A 24325-nucleotide genomic window follows, 5' to 3' on the forward strand; every position below is an offset into this window, starting at 1 on the left:
ATGATCGTGAATCGCTTGGCGGTTCCGTCGTCGAACGACAGGTAGCGACGTGGGAGAGGCATCAGGCTCCACCGCCTGACGCCTCCCACCCCCTTTATCGACGCCCCTTTACCCACAATCTACGCTGCGCTGAATTTTCCTTCATTTGATCTTGCGCCATTGCGTTTCGTGCTCGCTGCCTCCGCTTCCGGTTGCGCGCTTTGGACCTCGCTTTTTCGTCGCGAGCGGCTTTCTGGGCGGCAGACTTCGGTTTGATCTTCGGTCCGGGTTTCCCGCGCGGCGGTAGCGCATCAGCGAAACCGAGGTCGATCAACTCCGTCGTCGCGTCCACATACCCCGTCGCTGCGAACAGTTCGGCGAGATACGCGGCCTGATTTCGGTCGTATACGTGAACCGTCAAATCTTGATCGTTTTCAGGGTCTCGCACGGCGCAGCGGCACACAAATTGGAAGATCGTTTCAAACTCGCGCGTCTCGGTGGCGACGTGCGGATCGATGCCGAGATCACGAAACAGCGTCCGCTCGGCTGGCGTCGCCTTGGCGGTGTAGATGGCGGACACCGTAGTCGCCGCCGCGAAAGAATTGCTGCCCGCTTGGCGAGGGGACAGTCTCGTCGGCTCGCTAAGATGTTTTTGAATCACGGCGGCGTCGGCCTGATTGCATGTCCAAATATGCGATGCAGGTTCGACTTCGGCGCTGATCCAGCGCGCCACTTTTGCAAGACGGTCTTTCCCAAGGTCTGATGAAAACAGCGACCGTGACGCCGCGTGCCTATCGGCAAAATATCGAATCACCATCTTGCGCGGACGGTATTGGCGGAGCGCCAGCCTGTGATGAGGAACCCATTCTATCTCAGGCCAGACCCTTTTCAGGATCGCGAACGTCAACGATCTCTCGAAAGCATTGGCGAGGATCAAGACGCTGCTGAACACCGCCAACTGGTCGGGCGACCAGATCGAGGTCCAAGTCCATTGTCCATCCTCGCTAAGTTCCTTCCAATCCATAATGTCAGTCAACACGACTGTGCGATCGGACAGCACACGCGAATGCATCACTGCGATGGGACTCGCGAGCGTGTCCCGACGCAGGTCAGCGGCGGTCGTTCGGCTCACCGAAGTGATCTCCGAACGTTTCCCATTCGCATTCAGCTTATAGTGCTTTTCAAAGAAGTCGCGGGTTAGATCGGTTTGGAGACCTTGCTGATCGAGAATGGACGGGGTCTCGTCGATCACGAGATGCCATCCCGAAAAGCCGTCGAGGTCGGCGAGTTTCAGCGCCTCATGACTGATAATCACAACGACATGGCCAATGTCGTGAACGAAGGGGATGGCAGCGACAGCAGCGCGGACCGATGTCGACACCTGAAACGTCGTTGAGCCAGCACTCGATTGATGATTATGATCACCGCTCATCAGGATTACCGTGGCGACGCGTTTTCCTGCCTTACGCGCGAGCCTCTGAATTTCTTTCTCACGGTCACGCATCGCCTCCTTTCTATCGACGGCAAGAAGGTATTTCCCTCTGTTAACTACCATATATAAAAGCTCTGCGTATGTCTTACCTGATCCGCACGGCCTATTATCATAATAAACTTTCACCATTATACGATCCATGTTACTCCATGCTTTCGATTGATTCCGAAAGGCTGTAACTTTTTTGGATCACTTGGTCTCCATAAGTCGATATGTTTCTGAAAATGGCGCTACTATTGATAGGTCACGCTCTATTCCCTTACAATCTATAGCTAATTCACCGTGACATCCACATGAGTTCAATGGAATGCCGAGAGCGATGTTTGGCGGCTGCGGGACGCAGGCGACTGAGATCGCGCTTCGGGTGATCGGGCACGCAATTCGGCGTGGCCGGTCATGTATGTTATAACCTCGATCCGTCCCCCGTCGTCATCGACTTCGAACGGATCGACGGCGAAATCAAAGGCTCAATCAATGGCATCGCTCTCGCTCTCCATTGCCTGAACCTTCGTTTTCGCGGGTTCCATTTGTTGCTGCTTCAATGGGGCGGCGCAGCCGCGACAAGGGCTTTGCCCGAGTAATCAGTAGCGCGAACCCGCACTGGCGGGGCGAGCAAAATATGATACCAACTTGTTTATGAATTTGCTTTCTGAAATTTCGGCTACGAGGATCGCTTGCGGAATGTCGCAGCGCGAACTGGCATCCAGATTGGGCGTCGCTCGACTGGCGATTACGCGGTTGGAGGCTGGGATCGGCTCGATTCCGCTGCTGTGCAAAGCCATGGATGAGATCGGATTTCGCCTTTCAGGCGTGGCGCGAGGGGGGCGTTTGCCCGATCAATTACGAGCACGGCGCATTCGACTTGGCATGACCACACGCGACGTTGCTCAGAAATCGATGCTCGATCATCGAACTGTTGAAGCGATCGAAAATGGCCACGGCACCGTTGCGTCGCTGATCCTATTGCTCAAAGCTTTGGCTCCTGCCGCGAAAAAGACGGAACCAGCCCGAGCCTCATGGGCCTTCGATCCACGCAGTCATGACGAGCGCGACAAGCGCTTCACTCCGGCATGGTTTTTGGCGCACATCGTCGAAGCGTTCGGCCCAATCGATCTTGACCCCTGCGGACATGAACTGGCTGCGGTTTCGGCACGCAGGCGCATAATTCTACCCGAATGCGGCTTATCTTCGTCATGGGCGGGCCATCGGCTTGCTTTCGTCAATCCACCTTATTCAGCGGTGACGAAATGGATGGCGCGAGCAGCAAGCGCTTGGGCCGATCAAGAAGTGCAAACGATAGTGATGTTGGTCCCGGTCCGCACCGATTCTGAAACGTATCAGGCGCGAGTTAGCCGTGAAGCTCACACGTTATTTCTCGGCGGACGAATGCGTTTTGAAAGTGCCCAAGGCATTGCATGGCCCGCACCATTTTCCCTGATGCTCTTGATTTGGGGAGGGTCTGAAGAGCAGATTGCTCGCCTTCGAAGCCTTGTTCCTTCTGTGCACCTGCGACCATGGGCACGGATTGACGATCAGTCAGGACTACCGCCAGAACCCTGAGAAGGTTCGCCGTGTTCACGGCGATCCAAGGCTTCCTCAAGCAGCAAACGAACGAAGTCGCCCTGCCGCATATCACCTCGAAGCCGATCGATACGCGCCCTCGTTCCCTTACGCGCCCGCACGTGTAAGGCTTCGTCGAAGATTTTTGGCTTCGTCACTCGGCGAGAGATAGCGGTATCGGTTTCTCGCATCCAGTCCCCAATCAATGATTTCTGCAATTGACGTTTAACCGATACCGCTTAAATAAGCGGTATCGGTTAAGAGCGCAAGGGGGTCACGAATGAGCGTGCTGGATATCTCGACATGGAGCGCCGCACGAAGATTTGGCTTCTATTGCCTTCTGGGCCTCTGCTGGATTGCATATCTTGGGCAGGTGCTGGGACTTACGAAAGGTGAGCCGATAGAAGTATCGACGATTCTGGTGACGTCATGCGTCATCTATCTCGGCTTCGCGTTTGTCGGTCGGGAAGGCGATGACGATAACTTTGGCTACGATGACCGGGCTCGCGAGATCGCGAGACTGCAACGGAAACTTAGCGACGCGGCATATTCACTGTCACAGGCGGAAGCTCGCGGCGATCACGGTCGCGCGGCCCAGTTTCGCGCGATGGTTCACGAGTATGAGAGCCGCTTGCGTCATTTGGGCGCTTAACGCCCAGACAGCACCCCGAGATCAAAGCACTTTTGTCTGCCCAACTGGCCGACGATAGAGGCGCTTTGCTGCGCGTTCATCACAAAGTGCTCATCGGCTGGGCTTGGCGCGGCTGTGACGGTAACGGCCTTGCTGGTCAGTAAATCACACGAAACGCCATTTTCAATTAAGCCTGCGACACCATCTACGATCACCCTGCGTGGAATTTGGCAATCGCCGTCCATGTTGATCCCATTGGCTGCGGCGGAGGCGATCACAGCAACTGCTTGTCGGAGCGATAACTGGCGAGATTTGTTGGGGAACGGGATTGTCGGGCGAGCGATGAATTGCCCGATCGGTTTAATGACAACCGAATTCATATGCGCGATACTGAGAACGAACCCGTTCAGGGTCGCGCGTTCGGGATTATCATCCGGGATGCCACCCAGCGTGGCGGAGTGCCGTTCTACGGAAGCTGGGGCCGGTCCCGCTGTCGAACCACCTCCCGCCGCAAGGTTTGTCAGCGGCCCGCCCTCGTGAAGCCGTTTGATCAGGCCGATCAGAGCAGCTTCTCGTGCATAGGCTTCGTCCGCCGACGCAGTGACCAGATCGATCTCGTAGAGGGGCTTGAGACCGGCTTTCCAGATCGAGCGAATGACATTCAGCTTGTAGGCGTTCGACAGGCGATTGTTTGGATGCCGTGCCTCATTCTCATGCTGAAAGACTCGCGGGCCGTAGCCCTTACCGACATAAAACGGACGCCCATCCGGACGGCGTAAGATGTAGACATAGTGTGCAGGTTGTCCGGCGAGGAACGCCTTGCAGCCCAGATCATCGCCGTGGAACAGAAGTCCCGTCGTTATCGGGGCCATTATGCTAAACCAGCAGTAGGCCAGTTGTGTCTGGCGCACTCGAACAGCGTTGCATCATGTAGCGGGTCCGCTGCGTGAAAACATTCGTTACCCAGATGTAGCTGGGCTGCATGCGTCCCCCTTCCATCGGCTTCGCGTCAGGCGCAGCCAAAAATCAAACAACTAAGCGCAATCGCGGCTTGCTCGGACCATCGTCGGCAAGGTCATACATCTTGACGAATTCCGCCTCATGCAACGGCACGAGGCGACTCAACTCCGCCATGGTGAAACCCAGATCAGAAAAGTGCGCATTAATGATGGCATTGAGCACGGTCGGGCGCTCATGCGGGAAATCTAACTCGGATGGCTCTCGCGTCCGCCAGCCACGCGAACTGATCTGCTGCCAAAGATATCGGTTCTGATTATCTGTAAGATAGCCCAACCCTTTTGCGCGCATGAGCAGCGCCTGCATTGCCACGCGCCATTCGGGTTTGAGCGCAGCGAGCAATTCCAGCGTGATCCTGCGACCAGCGAACGCTTCGCGCATCTCCCTTTCCGGGAGAAGGAGAGCGGACGCAAAGGCATTCGCTTCGTCTTCCATCTCGGGGGTTGGGAAGCGGTGCATGACCAGATGCCCAAGCTCATGCGCAAGAGTGAACCTCATGCGGTCAGCCGGGTGATTCCTGTTCAGCAGCACCAACGGTGGCTGACCCGGCACACGAAAAGTCATGCCGCTGACCGATGCACCGCTGAAATCCGATGTGCCCACAATGACGCCTGATCGCTCCACCAACGTGGTCAGATTCTTGACTGGCCCAGATGGAACACCCCAGTGCGCCCTGACCACACTCGCTACTCGCTCTGGCAAGCCATATTGCTCGATCTCCAACGACGGCAGCGTGCTGGTGGGAGCGTAGTCCACCGCGTCGAGAAAGCGGCGCACATGCATGACCCGGAGATTCATCTCTGAAACCACCATGTCGAGATCACGCGCTGAGATGTCGGCCTTTGCTCGCAACATCGGGTGGACACTTACCGGTGGGCCATAAACAGGGTCGCGCAGGTCAAAGAACTCGCGGGGCAGGCTGTAGACCGATGCGGCCTTGTGCAAGAAGCTATCGTCAGGTTCCGTAGGTCCGTTCTCGAAACGAGATAATACGGGCTGGGCTACGCCCATCCGTTCGGCAGCAGCCTTTTGCGTAAATCCCAATCGCTGCCGCGCTAAGCGCAGCATATCGCCAACAGTAGACACAATCCCTACTTCGCTTCGGGCATGATCTGCGGAAGAACCTTTGGCTTGACCAGATCGCTCGCATCGTCCGGCTGGTCGCTGCGGCCCGTCAGAGTCAGCGGGGTGATCTCACCCTCACCGGCGTCGGCCACGATCTCATAATCCCACAGCAGACGGTCACCATCACGAGCGACGACCAATACCCGCTCAACCTTGGTCCAGATCGCGTTCGGCTCCCAGATCAACTCAATCTTGGCAGTCTCAGGAGGAAGGCCGGGGAGGGTGCGCTCCGCATCCATGAAAGCCATCGCCGCCTGCGTCGGAATGTTGCAACCGAGGCCGTCCTCTCCCGCCTTTTTGAAGCGTGCAGCCACACCGGCGATGACGAACTTGGCGGTCTGCGCTTCCGTTTTAACGAAGACGCGCTCCTCAGCGCCCAGTAGCGGAATCGCACGGCGCATGATGGCGTCGAAGATGTCGTTCGAGTTGGTGCGGGAGTAGAGGTTCGGCGCGTAGCCCTTCGAGACGCGGAAGGCCTGAGTGTCTCGCCATTCAGCAAAGCCACCCAGCACACTGGCATGAATTTTTCCGTGATAAGGCGTAAGCGCCTTGCGAACAGCATCGATATCAGCGGCCACGCCGACCTCCCCGTCTAAGTCACGTGAACGCTAAGCCATCAGTTTTGCAGAATCAACAAAAAATATACAAATTCTATGCTGAGCAGCATTTTGGCTGAGAGGTTTTAGGCAGATACCAACGCCGCCTGCTTCGGATCGTAGATGTAGCCGGTGATTGAACCATCGCGTATCCGATCCACGGCCTCATCGATTACCTGCAACGGCACGAGAAACCACTCGCGCGGCTTGACCGGGCTTCCAACCTGCACCGTCAGATCAACCTGCGCCGCCGCGAACACGCGGTGGATCAGGGCTTCCAGCTTGGCGCGATTGATGTTGAACAGTGTGTAGCTGGCAACGACATCCACACCCGCGAAAAGGTAGGTCGCTTCCTTCGCCGCATTTGCGATCCGGGCCTCAATGGACCCACCTGTCACTCCGATCTTGTGGATCAGGTCGCGATGCTCAGCAATGGTCGGGTGGTCTGATTTGCTGCGCAGGACATAGATGGTGCCGCTCTCCAAATCGCCATCTTCCGCCGTGGCTGAAAACAGCGGGCCTGCCTCGGGTTCGGTGATCCGCCGTCCCGCATCATCCTTATAGAGCGCCCGCTGCAACGAGCGCAGGAGGAGGTTGCTCTCCGTGGCGTTCGAATAGACCACCTTCAGGCGGGCGTCCGTCTCACCGTTGGGCGCGCGGATGGGATCGCCCACCTCGGCGACATAGGCGATCTGCCCGCCAAGAATGAAGAACTGGCCCTTGGTGATGTCAGCCTTGAGGAACCCGGCGTCTTTCACGAATGGGCGCGTCACGCGCGCGCCGCTGTCGAGGTCGCGTTCGACCTGTTCGAACAGGGGTTTGAATGCGGCGAAGTTCTCACACTTCTCGCGGTTCGCAATTTCCTCAGCCGCACGGCGCTCGTCGGCGGACGGCACATGCCGCAGCACGCGAATGTCATCAGCGGCAGGATCGACCGCGATCCCAAGCTCGGCGAGCAGGGCGTCGTCGTCGATGTTCTCGACGGGCATCGCAGCTTCCGCCTCAGCGATATTCAACAGGCCATGGGTATCAAGTGGCGTGAGAAGCTCGCGGCATTCGTCGAGTTCCCGCAGGCGGTCGAGGCGAACGGCATAAAGGCGCTCGAAGATGTCGCGATCCTCACCGTGCAGGGGCGCGCGACCATGCTCGTCATGGAAGCGCACAACATCCTCAAACCCCGCGATGATCCGTTCCTCGCGGGGCGTGTAGGTCCGGGCCTTGGGTTGCTCGATCGCTACGCCAAGTTCGGCGAGCAGTTCATCATCAGAGAGGTCAGCCATTGGCAGCAGCCTCTGCGCGATAGCGGGCGAAGGCGGCAACCCCTTCCGCGAGCCGCTTCTCCCATGCATCCTGCGCGTTGATGTCGGGCAGGCGTCCGCGCTCCTTCTTGAACCGCAGCGCGCGCTCGGCGAGGTCGCGGGCCTCCTCGGGCGAGATTTTCACCTTCCGCGCCGAAATCACGGCCTGCACCTGCTTGAGGATGTTGGCATCCATGGACCGGGCGAGCACCGAATAAGCTGCTTCGAACGGATTGATGCTGTCGATCAGATCGATGTCCAGATCGCGGACATCCATCGCAAACTTGCGCACGCCATCGATCAGGGCGGTGTTCAGCTTAGGCTCGCCATCCTCAGCATCACCTCCCCCGGCGAGCTTCTTCGCGCGCTGGGTCAGATTGAGCGCGGCGATGGCGTGCTGGCGAACAGCCTCCTGATCCTCGGCGCTCAACTCGGGATAGCGGTCGCGCACGATCTTGCCCATGCGAAGCTGGGTCAGTTCCTCGGGCACCACTTCCTCGTCGAACATACCGCGCTCAAGGGCGGTCTTGTCCTGCACGAACTGCGTGATGACCTCGTTCAGGTCTTCCTGACAGATGCGGACGGCCTCTTCGCTCTTGGGTTCGACAAGGCCGTTGATCTCGAAGTGGAATTGGCCGCGCTCCTCATTGAAGCCGACATTGGTCTGCCCCTCCTGATAGCCGCCGGGGCCGTAGTCGAAATCTTCGATCGGGCCGCGATCCTTGGGCGTGAAGGTGAACCTCGGCGCAAGCACCTGTTCCATCAGCAGGCTGGCGGCTATGGCCTTGAGGGTGTCGTTGATCGCGCCGACCACCGCCGCCTCGGATGCATCCGGCTCAGCGATCAGGTTGGTGAAGGTCGCGGTCTCCTTCCCCGGCGCATCGCGGGTGGCGCGTCCGATGATCTGGATGATTTCGGTCAAGCTCGACCGATAGCCGACCGTCAGTGCATGCTCGCACCAAATCCAGTCGAAGCCTTCCTTCGCCATGCCCAGCGCGATGATAATATCGACATGATCGCGGTCGTTGCGGTGTGCCGGGTCTTTCAGCGCGGCGAGCACCTTGGCCCGCTTCGCGGGGTCGCTGTCATCGACCAGATCGGCGATCTTGATCACCCGACCATCAGGGAGCTTCACATGGTGAAAGCCGGTCTGGGGATCGGCACCTTGCCATTCGCCCAGATACTCCATGATCTCCTCGACCTCCTTGATCTTGTCCTTCGTGCTTTCGCGCGAATTCACCGAGGGGATGTGGACGATCGTTTTCTTGGCTGGATCGAGAACCGCCTCAATCGCGCTCAGATAGCGGTTGGAGTAGAAAAAATAGCCAATGTTGAGGGTCTTGAGATGCTCATAGCCATTCAACTGCTCATAATATGTATAGGTGACCGTCTCGAACCGTGCCTCATCCTCCGGCATGAGAACCGGCACCGCGTCACCCCGGAAATAGCTGCCCGTCATCGCGACGATGTGCGCCTTGTCGCGGCGGATGAAGTCGGCAAGCTGGCTTCCGAGGCGATTGTCGGCGCTGGCCGAGACATGGTGGAACTCGTCCACCGCGATCAACCGGTCGTCGAACGCCTCGACGCCAAGCTGCTCGACCGCGAAGCGGAAGGTCGCATGAGTGCAGACCAGCACGTGGTCGTCGCTGGCGAGGAATTGGCCGACCGCGCGGACCTTGGAGGGATCGACGCGCTCCTCATCCGGCCCCGGCGCGTTGCACAGATTCCACTGCGGCTTCACCGTCCAGTCGGCCCAGAAACCGAATTTGGAGAGCGGCTCGTCTGAGAAACTGCCGCCGATCGACTTCTCAGGCACGACGATGATCGCCTGCTTCAGCCCCTGATTGTGGAGCTTGTCGAGCGCAATGAACATCAGCGCGCGTGACTTCCCCGAGGCGGGGGGCGACTTGATCAGCAGATACTGCTCACCCCGTTTGTTATAGGCGCGCTCCTGCATCTCGCGCATGCCCATCGCATTGGGCTTGGCTGAGATGCCGGTGCGGGCGGTCTGAAACGAGACGGCGGGTATGGGCTTGGCAGTGGTCATGATTTCCAATTCTCGGCTGCAAGGATCGCAGCCTTCCATGCGCGATCAACTGATTTTGTCTCGGCGAGGAAAAATTCTCCGCCGAGCGATTTGCCCTCGTTAGCAAGCAACTTCTTCATCTCACCTTCCCCGGCCAGCGCGTGGCGCGACGAGGGAAACGGAGATCGCTGCTCCGCATATGTGGATTTCTCGATCTTCCATTCGAACGCACAGGCCGGGAGCGCGCCGTTATGCGCATCGCACCGGGTCTGTGGGCTGACCGAGAAGCCGACCTTTATGATCGAATGACCGGATGCCTCATAACCGAGAAACTTGTCGGCGTCCCCGTGCAGGCGGAGGATGTAAAGGTGCTTCGGTCCCTCAGCCTCACGGACCATGTAGCCCGATTGAGACACCGGTCCCGGTCGACTTGGGAGCAGCACCTGTGTGGCAGGACCGGGAAGCTGTGGCTCGACGTGGGCACCGCCATATACGGGAATCTCAACAAGGTTGAGGTCCAGCACCCGCCGCGCTTCGGAGGGCGTCAGCCGCAAGCACATCGAGCCGATGGCCCTCGCGTTTCTGGCATTATAGGTTTCGGGCGCGAATTCCTCGATCGACGGGCGACATTCGGGCGCAACCCGCCACCCGCGTATCAGCTTCAGCGCATGAAGCCATTTGGCCGCGCGATCGGGATCGGCGCGCTCCACACCCACCCGCTCGGGCGCGAGGAAGTCCCACTTCGTTCCGATGCGGTGGGACACCTGCTGGACGCCCAAGACCTTGCCGCGCAAATCCGCTGGCGCTCGGCCAGCCGCATACACCACGACCAGCGCCCCCGACTTGCTCTTGTTCAGGAAGGCCGTTCTCATCCTGACATCGGTGAAGCCGAGGAAACCCCAGCTTTCAGTCGTGAAGCCATACAGGCTAGTCAGCCAGACTTCGGGCGGATCACCCGCGATAGCCGCCATCGGGTTGAGCATCGGATTTTGATCGATGCCATCCGCATGGGCGCGCGCGAACGCTTCGACACTGCCATAGGTCTGGACGACCTTGGTCGGAGCGATCTGGCTGATGACGCGACCATCTGTCGTCCAGCCATGAGCGTCGAACAGTGCGCCGAGACCGCCATAGAGATCGCTGGCGATGCGATTAACCTCTCGTTTGTCCCATCCCGGTGAGCGATCCTGATTCGTCATGAAGCGCCCCGCGCTACGCGCGCGCCGATCACTTCGCGCGTTCCTCTTGTTCCTTCTTCAGAGCGCGTTCGAGCCATTTCGGCGGCTCGGCGACCTGTGAGAAGAAGATGTTCTCCGGCACATCACGCCAGAACGTGCCGATGGCGTCGGCAAAGCGCGCAAGGTCTGCATCCCCGACATTCAGCGATGTGAAGTCGAGTGCAGATACAAAAAACGCGGGGAGGTCATCCGTTTTGCCGACCAGATCGGGCGCAAGCGCCTTCAAAGCCTGAAATGACGCGCCGTTGCCGTGCTTGTAGACATTGGTCACAAGGTGACACAGGTGCAGATCACGAAAATAGCGGCGCGCCCTCACCGGCCACTGGCAGCATTCGAGCAAATCAATCAGATCATCAAAAGTGACCCGCCATACAGCGCCGTGCGTGTGATTGCCGAAGCCGTGATGCCCGAATTCCTTGCCCAACCAATCGCGAAGTTGTTTCTCCCACTCGTGAGACATGCCCGCGATGATGCTTAGCCGGGTGTTTTCGCGCAACCCGACGAGGCTGAGATAGAAGCTTATGTTTTCGTCGTATGCCCGTTCATAATAGTCGCCCGGATCGTCACGGTCGGGATTGAAATATCTTCCTCGCTCGGCCAGCCACGCATCCGCGTGACGATCGGCATCGGCTTTCATCGTCTCGTCGTCGAACGGATCGAGTAGCCGACGCTTCGCCTCCGCGACATAGAAGTCGTGGTTCGCGATCAGGTGATCGCGCGTCGGTCCCCACATTTGGAGAAAAACTCGATCCGGCTTGCTCACGCCGCCACCTTCTTGGCGGTCATCTTGGTGTAGAGGTCGAACAGCTTTTCGAGACGCTCGGTGTCGTTGCGGAAGCGGCGACCGATGTAAATGCGTTCGAGCACTTCGTCATTTTCCTCATGAGCATGACGCAGGTTCTCGGGCATTTCGTCAGGATCGTAGAGGTCCGCGATCGTAGCCGGGAAATGCGCTTCGCGAGCTAAGAGGATGCTCTCTGCGCAGCGCGTGAGGTCAGCCCGGTTCTGATCGGTAAGCTTTGGAAGCGGGAAGGTATTCCAGCCAAGCGTGTTAGAATAGGAGAAGTCCGTTCTCATTCTCACGCATACCGTTCCAATCCACACCCAATGAAGGCGCGATGCGATCAGCGCCATATTCCAGAGATCAGCGTCATACAGCGCAAAATTTCTATCGCCCAAAATTACTGAACGATCCACCAGATCGACTGGGAGGTAGGGACGGTTTTCCGATGAAACACGAGGAATCACTATTGCCCGCTCTTCACGATTTGACCGAAATGCAAATTTATGAGGCTCGTGTGCTGATGATTTCGCTCGCGGGCCTGCTTTGGGATTGGAGCGCTTAGTTCTCACTTTCTCAAAACGCTCGGTAAAATTCGATATTTGGTTCGCGATCTCAAGATCGCAATCTTCAATCCAGAGGCAATATCGTTGTTTTCCATTAATAAGTTCACTTGACCCGAGGAACCTTCTGACCATGTGTCGCGCATTTGGTGGAATTTCGCCAAATTCTTCAATCGACGCAGCAAATAAAGCTCCGTCGTCGTCAGCAACATTGCCTGAAATGAAATCGGGCCTTCCGTCAGCAGTTTTCGACATGCCGCCAACGATGATATGCGGCGCAGCAACGAGATAAGCGTTGATATTTTCGACCTGCTTTGAAACCGTTTCGCCATCCTCGCTGATAGAGTAGAGAATTTTAGCCCGGTTAGAATTATTTGCGATGGCAACGATTGCCACCGTGACACCCGCATTGTGACTCGCGAGATTTTTCCATTTGAAGGATGTGTGCGCAAATCGGATTTCGTAGCCTAAAGAGAAAATGATGGTCCACAGGCTTTCGACTTGACGCCCTTGGCAAATAGAATTGGTGGTGACGAAAGCTGATACAGTTTGTGTATGAAGACCATAATCGGCTGCTTTAACAAACCATCCAGCCACATAATCGAGTGACTTCCAGCTTGTGATTCGACGAGAGAAGAGTCTCTCCAGATCGGCTTTTTGATCCTCGTTTTGCCATGTGCTTCCGAGATAAGGTGGATTTCCGCAAATATAGGTTTCTCCACCAGCATTCTCAAAATCGATCTCAGACTGATCGAGAGGCGTTTCGAACAGGTCGTCACCCTTGAGCTTTACACCTGTCCCGGTTGGCGGACAGATGCTTATCCAATCAAGTCGAAGCGCATTGCCGCAGGTGATCCAATTATCGGAATTCAGAGGTAGGAATTCGGCGAGTGCTTCCTGCTGCCCGCGATGTAATACATCGCACTGAAACTCTGCGATAATGAGAGCAAGCCGCGCGATCTCTGCCGGGAAGTCGCGAAGTTCGATCCCTCGGAAATTTGTCAGCGGAATGTCGCTTCGCCGATCAGGTTCGCCCCGTCGCCGGTTAATCTCGGCCTCTATCTCTCGCATCTGCTTATAGGCGATGACGAGAAAATTGCCCGACCCACACGCTGGATCGAACACCCTGATCCGCGCCATACGGTTGCGCAGGTTAAGCAGCTTGCGGCCATTATCGCCCGCCTCTTCCAGCTTCCCACGTAAATCGTCGAGAAACAGCGGGTTCAGCACCTTCAGGATGTTCGGCACGCTTGTATAGTGCATGCCCAGCGCACCGCGCTCCTCGTCGTCGGCCACGGCTTGGATCATCGACCCGAAGATGTCCGGGTTGATCTTCTTCCAGTTCAGGTTGCCGATGTGGTTAAGGTAGGAACGGGCAATCTTGGTGAAGCGCGGCACCTCGGTGCTGCCGCTGAAAAGCTGGCCGTTCACATAGGGAAACTGATTGGCGTAGCGCGCAATCCCCGCCGACTGGCGATCCGCGATCTTCGTATCCATCGAGCGGAAAATCTCGCTGATGACGGTGTGGGTGTCTGATGAATCCCGCGCACTCATCTGCTCGACGGTCTTGGTGAACAGCCCCTCGCCGACGAAGATGTCGGTATCCTCCGCAAAGAAGCAGAAGATCAGCCGTGCCATGAAGTGGTTCATGTCCGGGCGACGCTCGGCCTTCGCCCAGTCAGGGTTGTCCTTCAGAAGCTCGACATAGAGCTTGTTGAGACGCCCCGTCGCCCGGATGTCGAACGAGCTTTCCCGGATTTGCTCGACGGTGGTGATGCCCGCGAGCGGCAGGAAGAAGCCGAAGTGATCCGGGAAATCGGCATAGTTGCACGCGACCGTCTCACCGCTCGTCCGATCTTCAGCCTGAAAGGAATCGCCGTCCGTCGCGAGGATGAACTTGGCCTTGGCCGTCGCCGTTTTCGGGCTGTCGCGTAGCAGGCCGAGCGTAGCCTCGACCTCACCGGCATCGCAGGTCGCGATGTGGATGTTGCTGCGCTGGAGCACGCCGCCGACATCGGACTGGTTGGTCGAACCGGCGCGCAGTCGCTTGATGGTCGTCTCGGGGTTGCCGAAGGCGCGCAGGAACGAAAAGGGAAACTCCCCCCGGTCAAAGGGTTCAAGCGCAAGCTGCGAAACGGCTTCTTCGATCTCAACAGGATTCATCCCGACAGCATAGTGACGAGGGCAGGATGTCGCCAGCAAAACGCATTCCTCGTTGCAAATTCATACCCTTCCGACCACTCTCTCACCCAAGGCATCGGGGGACGCCGTGGGGCTTACGCGCGAGAGGATCATTGAGGCGTTGACCAGCGAGCGGGCGCTGACCCTTCAGGGTGCGCCGTTCACCGTGCTGGGAGCCGAATGGGCGGACGAATTCATCGTCCTGTCGATGAAGCCGGGAGCCGCACGGAAGAAGGTGCCGCTGGACGAAGGGCTGGAAGGCGGGCGCATCCGCTGGGGCCGCGAGCTTGAGTTTGGCGGGATAATCAAGTTCGTTGATGTCGATAATGACCGGGTGGTGGTGCAGCCGCTCGAAGGTGCGGCACCGAAGGAGGGTGAGACCGCATGGGTCTTCCTCAATGACTTTCTCGGCCCGCTCATCGAGATGTGGCAGGGGCCGATGGCGGATCGAGCCGCCAAAGCGCTCAAGCAGTCGAAGCTGGATGTCGATCCCATTCAGGAGGTCAGGCCCCTTCCGCCTGACTTCGCGGACCTTCGAAAACGGCAGGTCGAGGCGGTCCAGAACACCGCCTATCGATGCTCCATTGTGATCGGCCCTCCCGGCACCGGCAAGAGCTATACGATCGGAGCCATCGCCGCCTATCTGCTGCGCCGTTTCCCCAAGGCCCGCATCCTCGTCGTCGGGCCGACCAATGTCGCCGTGGATACCGCGATCCTCTCGATCGACGACTGGCTACAGCGGATCGGCAAGGGCGATCTGGCCGCACAGGTGAAGCGGATCGGCGCGCACTTCGATCCGCGCAAATATGTCGATCGACCACATCTGCTGGCACCGGGGATCGCGCAGAAGGTCAACGAATACCTCGTGCTCGAAGCCTCCGAGCCGCCCAAGGCGAAGATTGCCGACTATGTGAAGTGGAAGGGCCGGATGGATGCTGCCCGCCAGAATCTCAGTGCCGACATCGAGACGACCGCCGCCTCCGCGCGCGTCGTCGGTGTCACCGTCGCCACGGCGGTGCGCTGGCATCACTGCCTGCAAAACCCGCGCTTCCCCTTCGTGCTGTGCGATGAAGCCTCACAGGTGCTCGGCCCCGCCGCGATGATGATGGCCGCGCTGGGCGCGCAGACGATCTTTGCGGGCGATCCCCAGCAGCTTTCTCCCATCGCCAGATCGGACAGCGCGGCGGTTCGCGGGGCTCTCACCCGCACCGCCTTCGATGTTTTCGCCCATGCGAGAACTGAGCGGCTGAACGAGCAATCGCGTATGGCGCAGGCTATCTGTCATATCGTAGGCACGACATTCTACGGCGGCGACCTGCTCGTCTGTAAGAAGGCCAACCGCGATGAGGGATGGCGGGCGAGCCGTTCACCCTTTTTCGTCAACGGGCGCGAAGTGCCGAGGGTCTGTTTCGATCCGGTGCGCGAGGAAGCGACATTCTCGACCAAATATGGTGGCTTCATCCGGTTCGAATCCGCCAAGCTGGTGCTCGCCGCATTGGATGAACTGGCCGGTTCCTATGTGGACCCGAAGGACATCGTGGTCCTCACGCCCTACCGAGCGCAAGTGGCTCTATTGAGATCGATGCTGCGCCGCGATCACGGGCAGGTGAGCGTGAGCACGGTGCATCGTGCGCAAGGCAGCGAGCGGACATTGGTCATCTTCGACCCGGTGGATGCGTCGAGCACATTTTTCAACGGGGCGGAAGGCGACCGCCTGATCAATGTCGCGATCTCGCGCGCTAAGGCGCATGTCGTGATCCCCTACCACGCAAAGGACCTTCGTAAGCCAGCTATGAGGCAGATGCACGGGATCGCCATGAAGTTGTGGCAAAGGTCCGGCAATTACGTCGCGCCGTTTAGCTTCCAACGAGTGTAGGACGCTTATCACCTCGGTCTCGCCCACCCTTTTATCTCTCCATGTATACCGATCTGAGCGGATCATTTCGCTTCCCACCATCACGCGGCAACATGTGGATAGACCCTATTGAGATGTTCTCAGCAATGACGCCCAATTGAGCATCGATCCCTATTCCAAAACCCTCGTTGTCGCTGAGCATTTTGATCGACGTTTTTCCACCGATGCGGACGGCCTGTTTTGGCCATTCCTGAATCGAGAGCTTGGGGAAAGGACGAGAGCGCTTAGGGTTCAGAACCGTTCGTAGATTTTTGATTGCAGCCGAGGCGAAGCATCAAGATGTCGGTGCGCTCATCCATCTCGCTTCGAGAACCATCGCCATACGCAGAACGCGCAAGACGCGCGCACTCTTCTAATCTCGGGTCGGGGGCAGTTTGGATGACTCGCGGCTGCGCTTCCAACTTCGCGACCCGTTCTTCCAGACCGTCCACGGTGTTCATATAGACGCCAACTGTAATGAGAATGGCGGCGATAGAAATCACGATCGGGCCGTATTCTTTTATTGACTTCCAAAGCTGCTCCACCGTCATTGTCTCCCCCATGATGTTAGGAAGCCTTGGCTTCTCATCGAATTACATGCAAGCCTGCCGTGAGACGGCTCGTTGCTTACGACCTGATGCGCAAGATGAACTGCTTGACGAACTGCCGATCTGTGAGACCCTTCCCGGATGAGCAAACGCGTCGCCATTTACACCCGTGTCTCCACCGACACCCGGACCGTCGAAAACCAACGCATCGAACTTCAAGCGGTCGCCGATCGTCTAACCAAGCTGCCGTTCTCACCGTCCCATTGAGGCAAACCCTCACGAGACATCACCGGCGAGACGATCGCCGCGTCTCATTAGAATTAGTTCGACATTTTTGAAACATATGAGAGTCTGGGTCTACACCTTATTGAGACAGGAGACCCGATGTTCGTTGGCTATGCGCGCGTAAGTTCAACCGGGCAGTCGCTCGACATCCAGAATGAAGCTCTGGTCAACGCCGGGTGCGAGAAGGTGTTCGCCGAAAAGCTGAGTGGACGGTCAATGAAGGATCGTATCGAACTGGCCAATGCGATCGACTTCGTCCGTGAAGGCGACACGCTCGTCGTGACGAGACTTGATCGTCTGGCCCGAAGCGTCGGCGACCTCCACCGGATCATCGAGACGCTGACCGAGAAGAAGGTCGCGTTCCGCTGCCTCAACCAGTCCGGCGTCGATACTGATTCCAGCACCGGGCGCTTGATGCTCGCGATCCTCGGGGCCGTGGCTTCGTTCGAAAACGATATCCGGCTCGAACGCCAGCGCGAAGGAATCGAAAAGGCCAAGCTCGCCGGGAAATACAAAGGCCGGAAACCAACCGTCGATCCCGATCGTGTCCGCGAGCTTCATGACAATGGTCTGGGACCGGCAGCGATCGCACGTGAGATGGGTATCGGTCGGGCGAGCGTATATCGGGCGCTGGCAGCATAGGAGCGGCTATATGGAATGGACGAAAGAGAAGATCGAAGCCTTGTCTCCCGAAAAGCGGGAGGCATTGTTCGATAATGCGCGAGCCAATGCCACACCCGAGGCACAGCGCATCATCGACATCTTCGTCGAGCATGATCTGCTCACCCGTGCCGGTGGTGGTCTTCCGCGCGACCATCCGACGATCCAAGAGATCGAAGAGATAATCATGTCGGACGAGGCGCGCGCAGCAGGCAAGCACGCGTCAGATCAGGGTCTTCCCGCAATGGCAGGGGTGGATGCCATGCTCAGCAACGCGCTGGGCTCTCGGTATGGCAACCATGATACGACAAGCTGGGCTGGCACCTTCATGGCCGAGGTCATGGCCGAGGCGGGTTATGTGCAGACGAAGAGAAAAGCGATGCCCGAAGGCTGCATTGCAAAGACCGCTGCGTTCTTCGAGCCGAGGAAGCGGTGAACATAGCAAGGGCCGGAACGAAGATCGTCCCGGCCCTCATAGTGATCTGACTTCTGGTGGGATTAGGTTGCGACTTCCAAAGCAAGCTTCCCGCCGAACGTGTAGATTGATCCGCTACCGTAACGCGAGATCACCGTCACCTTTACGCCGCGACGGACAAACTGACCGCCGAGATGCTCAATGATTTGGCGGACGACGCGTCCGGTATACTTCTTCATCTCGTCAGTGAATGCAGCATCGCCGATCAGCTTGGCGACGAATGGCTCGGTCGCGATTACCGGAGGACGCGACGGCGCGGCGATCACCGCGCCCATCAGCACTGCCACACCCAAGCGCGAGGTCAGGAAATCATGGATGGCCTGTCCGGTCTCCGACTCGTATGCGGCGGTGTGGGAGCCGGGATAGAAGCACAGATCGGACATGTTCGGGTCCGATTGCAGCGACACGGAATCGATCGTGTAGGTCTTATTCGACATTGTATTGTTCCTTCTATGAGGTAGCCGTAATGGCGTAGCCGTCGCGTTGATGCGTTAGGCGCATCCTGCTCGGGCAAGGCGGCATATAAGCGACCAATGTGGCAAAAGAAAGGCGTCATATATGCCGCCTCTAAAGCCATTGGCTATTGGAAGCCTTCGTGTGTAGCTGAGTTGGCCTCACTCACAACGAACGAGGCTGAAATGAATCAAGATCTCAAGCTCGCCCTGATCGACAGCGATGGCGACGAACGCTTCGCCGCCATCATCGACGGCACTTTCCAATTCGGGAAGGACCGCCGCAGTAAACCGACTAGCATCACAGACTTCGCCCGTGCCATCCTGATCGACGGCGAAGATGGTCGCTTCGTTTGCGCCGACGGTCGCAAGCCCGGCATCCTGAAATTTAGCGGTCGCGCACGCGAAGCACGGTCCTATCGCCTCGATCCCATGATCGCCGCACAGTTGGGCATCCCTGCCTTCGGCACTCGATAAATACCACCGCACTATCGATGACTGTCATCTTTCCGGTCATGGATGGGGAATGAGGCCGTGCCAGTCGCACGGCCTTCATTTTTGCGCACGATCCTCCGACGCCACGAACTCATTGACGAACTGACGATCCATGTGACTGTGGCGGCATGATCGATCCAAACGCTCCAAACATCGTTACCTCAATCGTCAGCGCAGAAACGGTCGAGCCTGATCAGATCGGCATCGGCGTAGGCTCGGAGAGTGATCGGATAGCCTCCGGAAGTGCTAACCGAGACGATGATAAGACCGTCGATCAGGTGACCACCAGTGCTGTCCCTTCGCCTGCCCAAGTAGGGTCCGCAACATCGGTGATGCTCGATCCTCTTCTGGGCACCAGCTACTCTCAAAGCATTGAAAATGCACGGGGATCGTCGGAAAGACGGTCCCCAGAGAGCGTTTGCTACGACAAACTGCTACGGGAAAATGACCAATCATCGGGCGGAAAGTCGCGGAAAAACGTCCTTATCGAGCGCCGTGACTGCTACCCGCCGAATTGGGGAACCAAGCGACCTGCAATTTAGTGTTGCGCAAACGGAAATTGATGCTGTGTTGCTTTGGGTAGTTAAAAATCGAGAATTAAATGGCGAAGAAGCATGGCAAGAGTAAACAGCGCGACGATTACGTCTACGGCATCGTTGACGCGCGTGAAACCGGCGAGATACACGTTCGTTATGACTCCCGAACCGGGAAAATCGAACTTGTAGGAGCAGAAGCCGGATCAACGAGGGTGGTGCGCAGCTACAAGCGTGACACTGGAAAGGAGGATAAGGTTGTCTCCTCAGTTCCACACGAACCCGGTGCACCTTTTGATCCCGACGATGCTCTGAAAAGCTTCGAGAACGTCGTTGCGATGGATACCAACAAGCGCACTATAGGGGGCAAACAATGTGCGGTTTGCTTTTCCTATTTTATCCCCGTGAAGCTTAGCGAGCATACTGGCGATATCCCTTACAATCCGCTTGCAGCCTATTTTATCGTTGGCATCGAAGACGGCGTAAACCCCGAGCGGATCGGCTGGCATCTTACGCTCATGAACAACATTTCTCCTGCATATGATCCCAGCCGACATGGCAGGCTGGCTCTTGTGACCGACAGCGAGCTTGGGCTGCATAGCGATATCAACGCACGGAAAATTGGCTATTACGGTGACCAATTGCTGCCTGAATGGGCGACGCTGGTATATGCCTCCGATCGAGAGACAGACACGCTTGGCGGCATGCTTCTGAAAGCCTGTCATAACGCCGCGACATCCGTGATCGAGGAAATGCGTAAGCGCGCGAACCCATTTGAAAAGATTGGAAACGGCGGGGTCGGCTTTGAAGGTTATAGCCAAGTCGTTTTTCAGACAGCTTAGGCGAGCGGTAGTGGATACGAGAGACTGGATTACACTCGGGCTTGGCCTTTGCACCGTCCTGAGCAGTGGGATCACATCAGCGGTCGTCACGTCATGGCTCAACCGGCGCAAGGACCAGCAACAGTTCATGCGCACAAAGGCAGAAACTCTCTATCTCGCCAGCGATGAATTTGGTCGAGCGCTGTCAATCTACAGCATACCCTTCTTCCCGCTTGTCAAAGGTGAGGCGACTTGGAGCCAAATGCGTGAGATGCAGGCCGGTTATTCGCAGAAGCGAGAGCATGGAGGTCATGAGACAATGACGATGCTCGTCGAGATATATTTTCCAAGCGTCCGTCCCGCCCTTGCCAAAGTGCTCGATGCCCGTGGTAGTTTCAATCGGTTCGCGTCGGAGCTTGAGCAGGCCTATCGAGCGGATGGCGATCTTGATCGGCGCGCTTGGATGCCGCGCCTGAACAAGGAATGCGCAGACATCGACACTGCGGTTGCGGAGATGAAAACCGCGATCGTTGTTGCTGCGAGAACATATGCCGGTGTGAAGCAAGCGTAGGAGTGTCGCGCTCAGATCGTCGGGAAAGTTAGATTCTTAAGCCCCCCCCCCCCGTTGGCCTTGCGACATATCGGCACTTCCACGAGACGCGTCGGCCTCGTCTTGAATTGAAATAGCGCGAAGAAGCAGATGGCGGACATCCACTTGATCGAACGTAAGCTTGCGCACGGCCTCATTGAGGGCTGCTACGCGATAGCCGCTGCCGTAGTTTTCATGGACAGCGGTTCGGGACGAGCCCGTTGTCCATCCGCCGAGCAGCAGGGAAATGCCATGATCGATGCGCGCGGCGCGTAACTCGTCCCTGAAGTTGTGGCGGAAAGAATGGAACGAGGTGCGGCTCCGCTGCGCACCGCAGGCACGGAGGAACTGGGTAAACCATTTGCTGAAGGCCACCGGTCTCGACCCGGTCGAGCCCGTTGCAATATCGTTGAACAACTTCTTTTCGCCTTTCTCCCGTTTCGCCTCGACGAAGCCGAGGAGACCGCAGCCTATGAGGGTGGGGTGGACCGGGATAAGCCGATCGCTGGCGGTGGTCTTCAACTGCTTGTCGGTGGTCCCCACCAGTGACCGTAGGCTAACGACAATACATTCGACGCCATCAACTGCTCGGATATCGGTGGTATCAAGCTGGCAGATTTCGCCGAGCCGCGCACCCGAGAACAACGCGATCAGCGGCACCCAGAATCGCGCGTCGCGTGGTCGCTGGTCACCGACCTTGTTGTAACCACGTCCCCCATCGACGCAGCCGCGATAGAGCGGCGCGTCGAAGATTGCATGAAGCTGCTCTCGCTCGAACGGCAGGCGCTTGTCGCGTTTGTTAATGGGATCAGGCAAGCGCAGCCCGCGAGCCGGGTTTCGAGCCAGCAGTTCCTCATTGACGGCCCAGTTTAGGAAGCTGCTCATGTTCGACATGAGGGAGTTGGCGTTTGCCGCGCTGATGATCTTGATGTTGCCGCGCAAGCGTGCGCGCTCAGCCGCCTCGCGCGGCGAGAGTTTCGGGAAAAGTTTGCTCGCGTTAGCTGGAAGGAAGCGCAGCACATCGAGCATCTCGCGGCAGTGCGCGCGCGAAATAGACGCGACGGGCACCGCCCCACCAATTAGCGAGATAGCGAGCTTTCGGCTCGTCTCATACGCCTTTCGCGTGTTTGCGGTCCACGCGCGTGTCGGATCGTTTATATAGTTACGATACGCCTCAGCGAGACTGAGCGAACTCTTGGGCTGAAGGATCGCGGCGGGCGAAGTCGTCGTGATCATGCGCGTGGCGGGATCATCCCTTGCCGGTCGAATGAGCGTTGTATCAACCGGTTGGCCAGCCATGGCGCGAGCATGCTCAATCTCCATCTCGATCCGAGCCACGACTCCCGGCATTCGACGCAGAGCGACAGCGAGGCTGTCAGTTCGCAGCGAGCGCCAGATTTCCATCCGGTTCAGCAAGCAGCGAGCGTCAACCGGGACGGTGTGGCGATAGTAAAGTATTTGGCCTCTTCGAAGCAGACCACGAGGCAATTTCCGTAGCAGCTTACCGTAGCAGTCACGGCGCTCGATAAGGACGTTTTTCCGCGACTTTCCGCCCGATGATTGGTCATTTTCCCGTAGCAGTTTGTCGTAGCAAACGCTCTCTGGGGACCGTCTTTCCGACGATCCCCGTGCATTTTCAATGCTTTGAGAGTAGCTGGTGCCCAGAAGAGGCGTAAAAATTCTGTCTCAGGCAATGCCGAGGCATCCCTAACCACACTGTAATTTTGCCGATTTGGCTTGTAAGGTGTTCGCGGTCGGTCGCCCACATTTGCCTGAAATCCCACCGATTTGTGGGAACGAATGTGGGAGCATTTTCGGCAGCCATTCCGTGGGAACGGATGCCGAAGATTCCCTAAACGGGACTCGAACGATGGCACTGACAACACTGAAAGTGAAGAACGCGAAACCGGGCCGTCATGTCGATGGCCGTGGCCTTTGCCTGCTGGTCAAAGAGAGTGGCGCGGCGACCTGGGTGCTGCGTATGCAGCACAAGGGCAGGCGGAGGGATTACGGGCTTGGCTCTGCCTTGGACGTGTCCCTTGCCGAAGCCCGAGAGGCGGCGACGGCGCTGCGGAGCAAGGTCAGGGCTGGTGCTGATCCGGTGGCTGAGCGGCGCAAGGCCCGCAAAGTCATACCCAGCTTCGAAACGGCAGCGCGCGACTGCTACGACGCCTTGAAGGAGGGTTGGAAGAACCGCCGCTATGCGAACTGGATCTCCAGCTTCGAGAACCACGTATTCCCGCACATCGGCACCAAGCCGGTTGATCAGGTGGACAGCGCCTGTGTTGTCACCGTGCTGTCGCCAATCTGGCTGGAAATCCCGGAAACGGCGCGTCGCCTGTTACAGCGGATAGGCGCTGTTCTGGATTTCGCGCATATCAAAGGCTGGCGGGCAGAGGAGGCTTCCTTGCGTTCGGTGCGAAAGGGCCTTCCGCGCCAGACGGCGAAAGCGGTGCACCTTGAAGCAATGCCGTTTGCCGAGGTGCCCGCGCTGATGGCCCAATTGGCGGCAGCGTCACCTACAACCGGCAGGGACGCACTGCGCTTCACGATCTACAACGCCGTGCGCTCGAACGAGACACGCTTCGCGGTATGGACCGAATTCGACCTCGATAAGGCGACTTGGACAATCCCTGGCGAGCGCATGAAGGCGCGTGAAATTCATGTCGTGCCGCTGTCGCCGCCCGCCGTCGCGTTGCTGCGCAAGCGGTGGGATGAGCGGACCAGCGACGACGGGCTGGTGTTCTCGGCAGATGGCGAAAAGCCGATCAGTGACATGACCATGACCAAATTGCTCCGCAACGAAGGGATCACCGGCGCAACAGTTCACGGCTTCCGCTCATCATTCACGGACTGGGCAGCGGAGAAAACGGATTTCCCGAAGGAAGTTGCCGACAAGGCATTGGCGCACAAGCTGAGCAATCAGGTCGAAGCCGCCTATCGCCGGACTGACTTTTTCGACAAGCGCCGCGATCTGATGGCGCTGTGGGCCGAATTCCTTGGGGCAAGTCCCTTCACAACTGAATCCTGAAGCTGGTCATTCTCGGCTGTGGCAAATCGGCGGTTCGTTGCTTAAGGTTGGCGGC

22 protein-coding genes are annotated in these 24325 nt (G+C 57.9%); 10 read left to right on the forward strand and 12 right to left on the reverse strand.

Features of this window, described 5'->3' with window-relative positions:
- Nucleotides 1–94: 94 nt before the first annotated feature.
- Nucleotides 95–1483: a hypothetical protein gene (locus tag EAO27_RS12985; protein ID WP_242770376.1), complete on the reverse strand. Its 1389-nt coding sequence runs from the start codon at nucleotides 1481–1483 to the stop codon at nucleotides 95–97.
- A 624-nt stretch (nucleotides 1484–2107) separates the two neighbouring features.
- On the opposite strand from EAO27_RS12985, the gene EAO27_RS12990 reads away from it, so the two are divergent.
- Nucleotides 2108–3031: a DNA N-6-adenine-methyltransferase gene (locus tag EAO27_RS12990; protein ID WP_242770378.1), complete on the forward strand. Its 924-nt coding sequence runs from the start codon at nucleotides 2108–2110 to the stop codon at nucleotides 3029–3031.
- A gap of 280 nt (nucleotides 3032–3311) precedes the next feature.
- Nucleotides 3312–3683 carry a hypothetical protein gene (locus tag EAO27_RS12995; RefSeq protein ID WP_242770380.1) on the forward strand — a complete coding sequence of 124 codons (372 nt, stop codon included), beginning with the start codon at nucleotides 3312–3314 and terminating at the stop codon, nucleotides 3681–3683.
- Here the strand turns inward: EAO27_RS12995 and EAO27_RS13000 are convergent.
- The 8 genes from EAO27_RS13000 to EAO27_RS13035 form a co-directional block, all read right to left on the reverse strand.
- Nucleotides 3680–4534 (reverse strand): GIY-YIG nuclease family protein, encoded by an 855-nt coding sequence (locus tag EAO27_RS13000; protein WP_242770382.1) that lies wholly within the window; start codon nucleotides 4532–4534, stop codon nucleotides 3680–3682. The genes EAO27_RS12995 and EAO27_RS13000 overlap by 4 nt on opposite strands.
- Before the next feature lie 154 nt (nucleotides 4535–4688).
- Nucleotides 4689–5747, reverse strand: coding sequence for an XRE family transcriptional regulator (locus EAO27_RS13005; RefSeq protein WP_242770384.1), 1059 nt, complete (start codon nucleotides 5745–5747; stop codon nucleotides 4689–4691).
- Between the two features lie 23 nt (nucleotides 5748–5770).
- The gene (locus EAO27_RS13010) at nucleotides 5771–6382 is read right to left on the reverse strand and encodes a hypothetical protein (protein ID WP_242770387.1); all 612 of its coding nucleotides are present in this window, start codon (nucleotides 6380–6382) and stop codon (nucleotides 5771–5773) included.
- Nucleotides 6383–6486: 104 nt separating this feature from the next.
- Complete coding sequence (locus tag EAO27_RS13015) at nucleotides 6487–7680, reverse strand: GIY-YIG nuclease family protein (protein ID WP_242770391.1); 1194 nt, start codon at nucleotides 7678–7680, stop codon at nucleotides 6487–6489.
- A complete protein-coding gene (locus EAO27_RS13020) occupies nucleotides 7673–9745 on the reverse strand; it encodes a pseudomurein-binding repeat-containing protein (RefSeq protein ID WP_242770394.1) in 2073 nt (690 codons plus the stop codon). The genes EAO27_RS13015 and EAO27_RS13020 overlap by 8 nt, the downstream gene beginning before the upstream one ends.
- Nucleotides 9742–10923 (reverse strand): hypothetical protein, encoded by a 1182-nt coding sequence (locus EAO27_RS13025; RefSeq protein ID WP_242770397.1) that lies wholly within the window; start codon nucleotides 10921–10923, stop codon nucleotides 9742–9744. The genes EAO27_RS13020 and EAO27_RS13025 overlap by 4 nt, the downstream gene beginning before the upstream one ends.
- A 28-nt stretch (nucleotides 10924–10951) precedes the next feature.
- Nucleotides 10952–11725 (reverse strand): hypothetical protein, encoded by a 774-nt coding sequence (locus EAO27_RS13030; protein WP_242770399.1) that lies wholly within the window; start codon nucleotides 11723–11725, stop codon nucleotides 10952–10954.
- The gene (locus EAO27_RS13035) at nucleotides 11722–14469 is read right to left on the reverse strand and encodes a DNA methyltransferase (RefSeq protein ID WP_242770401.1); all 2748 of its coding nucleotides are present in this window, start codon (nucleotides 14467–14469) and stop codon (nucleotides 11722–11724) included. Before EAO27_RS13035 ends, EAO27_RS13030 begins: the two co-directional genes overlap by 4 nt.
- A gap of 139 nt (nucleotides 14470–14608) precedes the next feature.
- On the opposite strand from EAO27_RS13035, the gene EAO27_RS13040 reads away from it, so the two are divergent.
- Nucleotides 14609–16363 (forward strand): ATP-binding protein, encoded by a 1755-nt coding sequence (locus tag EAO27_RS13040; protein WP_242770403.1) that lies wholly within the window; start codon nucleotides 14609–14611, stop codon nucleotides 16361–16363.
- A gap of 263 nt (nucleotides 16364–16626) precedes the next feature.
- Here EAO27_RS13040 and EAO27_RS13045 read toward each other — a convergent pair whose 3' ends face one another.
- Nucleotides 16627–16932, reverse strand: a complete 306-nt coding sequence (locus tag EAO27_RS13045; protein ID WP_242770405.1) for a hypothetical protein — start codon at nucleotides 16930–16932, stop codon at nucleotides 16627–16629.
- Between the two features lie 381 nt (nucleotides 16933–17313).
- Here EAO27_RS13045 and EAO27_RS13050 point away from each other — a divergent pair, with 381 nt between their 5' ends.
- Both EAO27_RS13050 and EAO27_RS13055 read left to right on the forward strand, forming a co-directional pair.
- The gene (locus EAO27_RS13050; protein ID WP_242770407.1) at nucleotides 17314–17856 is read left to right on the forward strand and encodes a recombinase family protein; all 543 of its coding nucleotides are present in this window, start codon (nucleotides 17314–17316) and stop codon (nucleotides 17854–17856) included.
- Nucleotides 17857–17866: 10 nt separating this feature from the next.
- A complete protein-coding gene (locus EAO27_RS13055; protein ID WP_242770409.1) occupies nucleotides 17867–18310 on the forward strand; it encodes a hypothetical protein in 444 nt (147 codons plus the stop codon).
- Nucleotides 18311–18372: 62 nt separating this feature from the next.
- On the opposite strand, the gene EAO27_RS13060 is transcribed toward EAO27_RS13055, so the two are convergent.
- Nucleotides 18373–18786: a hypothetical protein gene (locus EAO27_RS13060; RefSeq protein ID WP_242770412.1), complete on the reverse strand. Its 414-nt coding sequence runs from the start codon at nucleotides 18784–18786 to the stop codon at nucleotides 18373–18375.
- A gap of 201 nt (nucleotides 18787–18987) precedes the next feature.
- On the opposite strand from EAO27_RS13060, the gene EAO27_RS13065 reads away from it, so the two are divergent.
- The 4 genes from EAO27_RS13065 to EAO27_RS13080 all read left to right on the forward strand — a co-directional run bounded on the left by EAO27_RS13065 (nucleotide 18988) and on the right by EAO27_RS13080 (nucleotide 21221).
- A complete protein-coding gene (locus tag EAO27_RS13065; RefSeq protein ID WP_242770415.1) occupies nucleotides 18988–19278 on the forward strand; it encodes a hypothetical protein in 291 nt (96 codons plus the stop codon).
- A gap of 146 nt (nucleotides 19279–19424) precedes the next feature.
- The gene (locus EAO27_RS13070; protein WP_242770418.1) at nucleotides 19425–19838 is read left to right on the forward strand and encodes a hypothetical protein; all 414 of its coding nucleotides are present in this window, start codon (nucleotides 19425–19427) and stop codon (nucleotides 19836–19838) included.
- 59 nt (nucleotides 19839–19897) lie between these two features.
- Nucleotides 19898–20671 (forward strand): hypothetical protein, encoded by a 774-nt coding sequence (locus EAO27_RS13075; RefSeq protein WP_242770420.1) that lies wholly within the window; start codon nucleotides 19898–19900, stop codon nucleotides 20669–20671.
- A 10-nt stretch (nucleotides 20672–20681) separates the two neighbouring features.
- Complete coding sequence (locus EAO27_RS13080) at nucleotides 20682–21221, forward strand: hypothetical protein (protein WP_242770423.1); 540 nt, start codon at nucleotides 20682–20684, stop codon at nucleotides 21219–21221.
- A gap of 36 nt (nucleotides 21222–21257) precedes the next feature.
- Here the strand turns inward: EAO27_RS13080 and EAO27_RS13085 are convergent, their stop codons facing one another.
- Nucleotides 21258–22727 (reverse strand): DUF6538 domain-containing protein, encoded by a 1470-nt coding sequence (locus EAO27_RS13085; protein WP_347567083.1) that lies wholly within the window; start codon nucleotides 22725–22727, stop codon nucleotides 21258–21260.
- A 382-nt stretch (nucleotides 22728–23109) separates the two neighbouring features.
- Between EAO27_RS13085 and EAO27_RS13090 the strand changes: the two genes are divergently transcribed.
- On the forward strand, nucleotides 23110–24270 hold the full coding sequence (locus EAO27_RS13090) for a site-specific integrase (RefSeq protein ID WP_242770428.1): 1161 nt from the start codon (nucleotides 23110–23112) through the stop codon (nucleotides 24268–24270).
- Nucleotides 24271–24325: the final 55 nt, after the last annotated feature.

Source organism: Sphingopyxis sp. YF1, assembly GCF_022701295.1.
Lineage (GTDB): Bacteria > Pseudomonadota > Alphaproteobacteria > Sphingomonadales > Sphingomonadaceae > Sphingopyxis.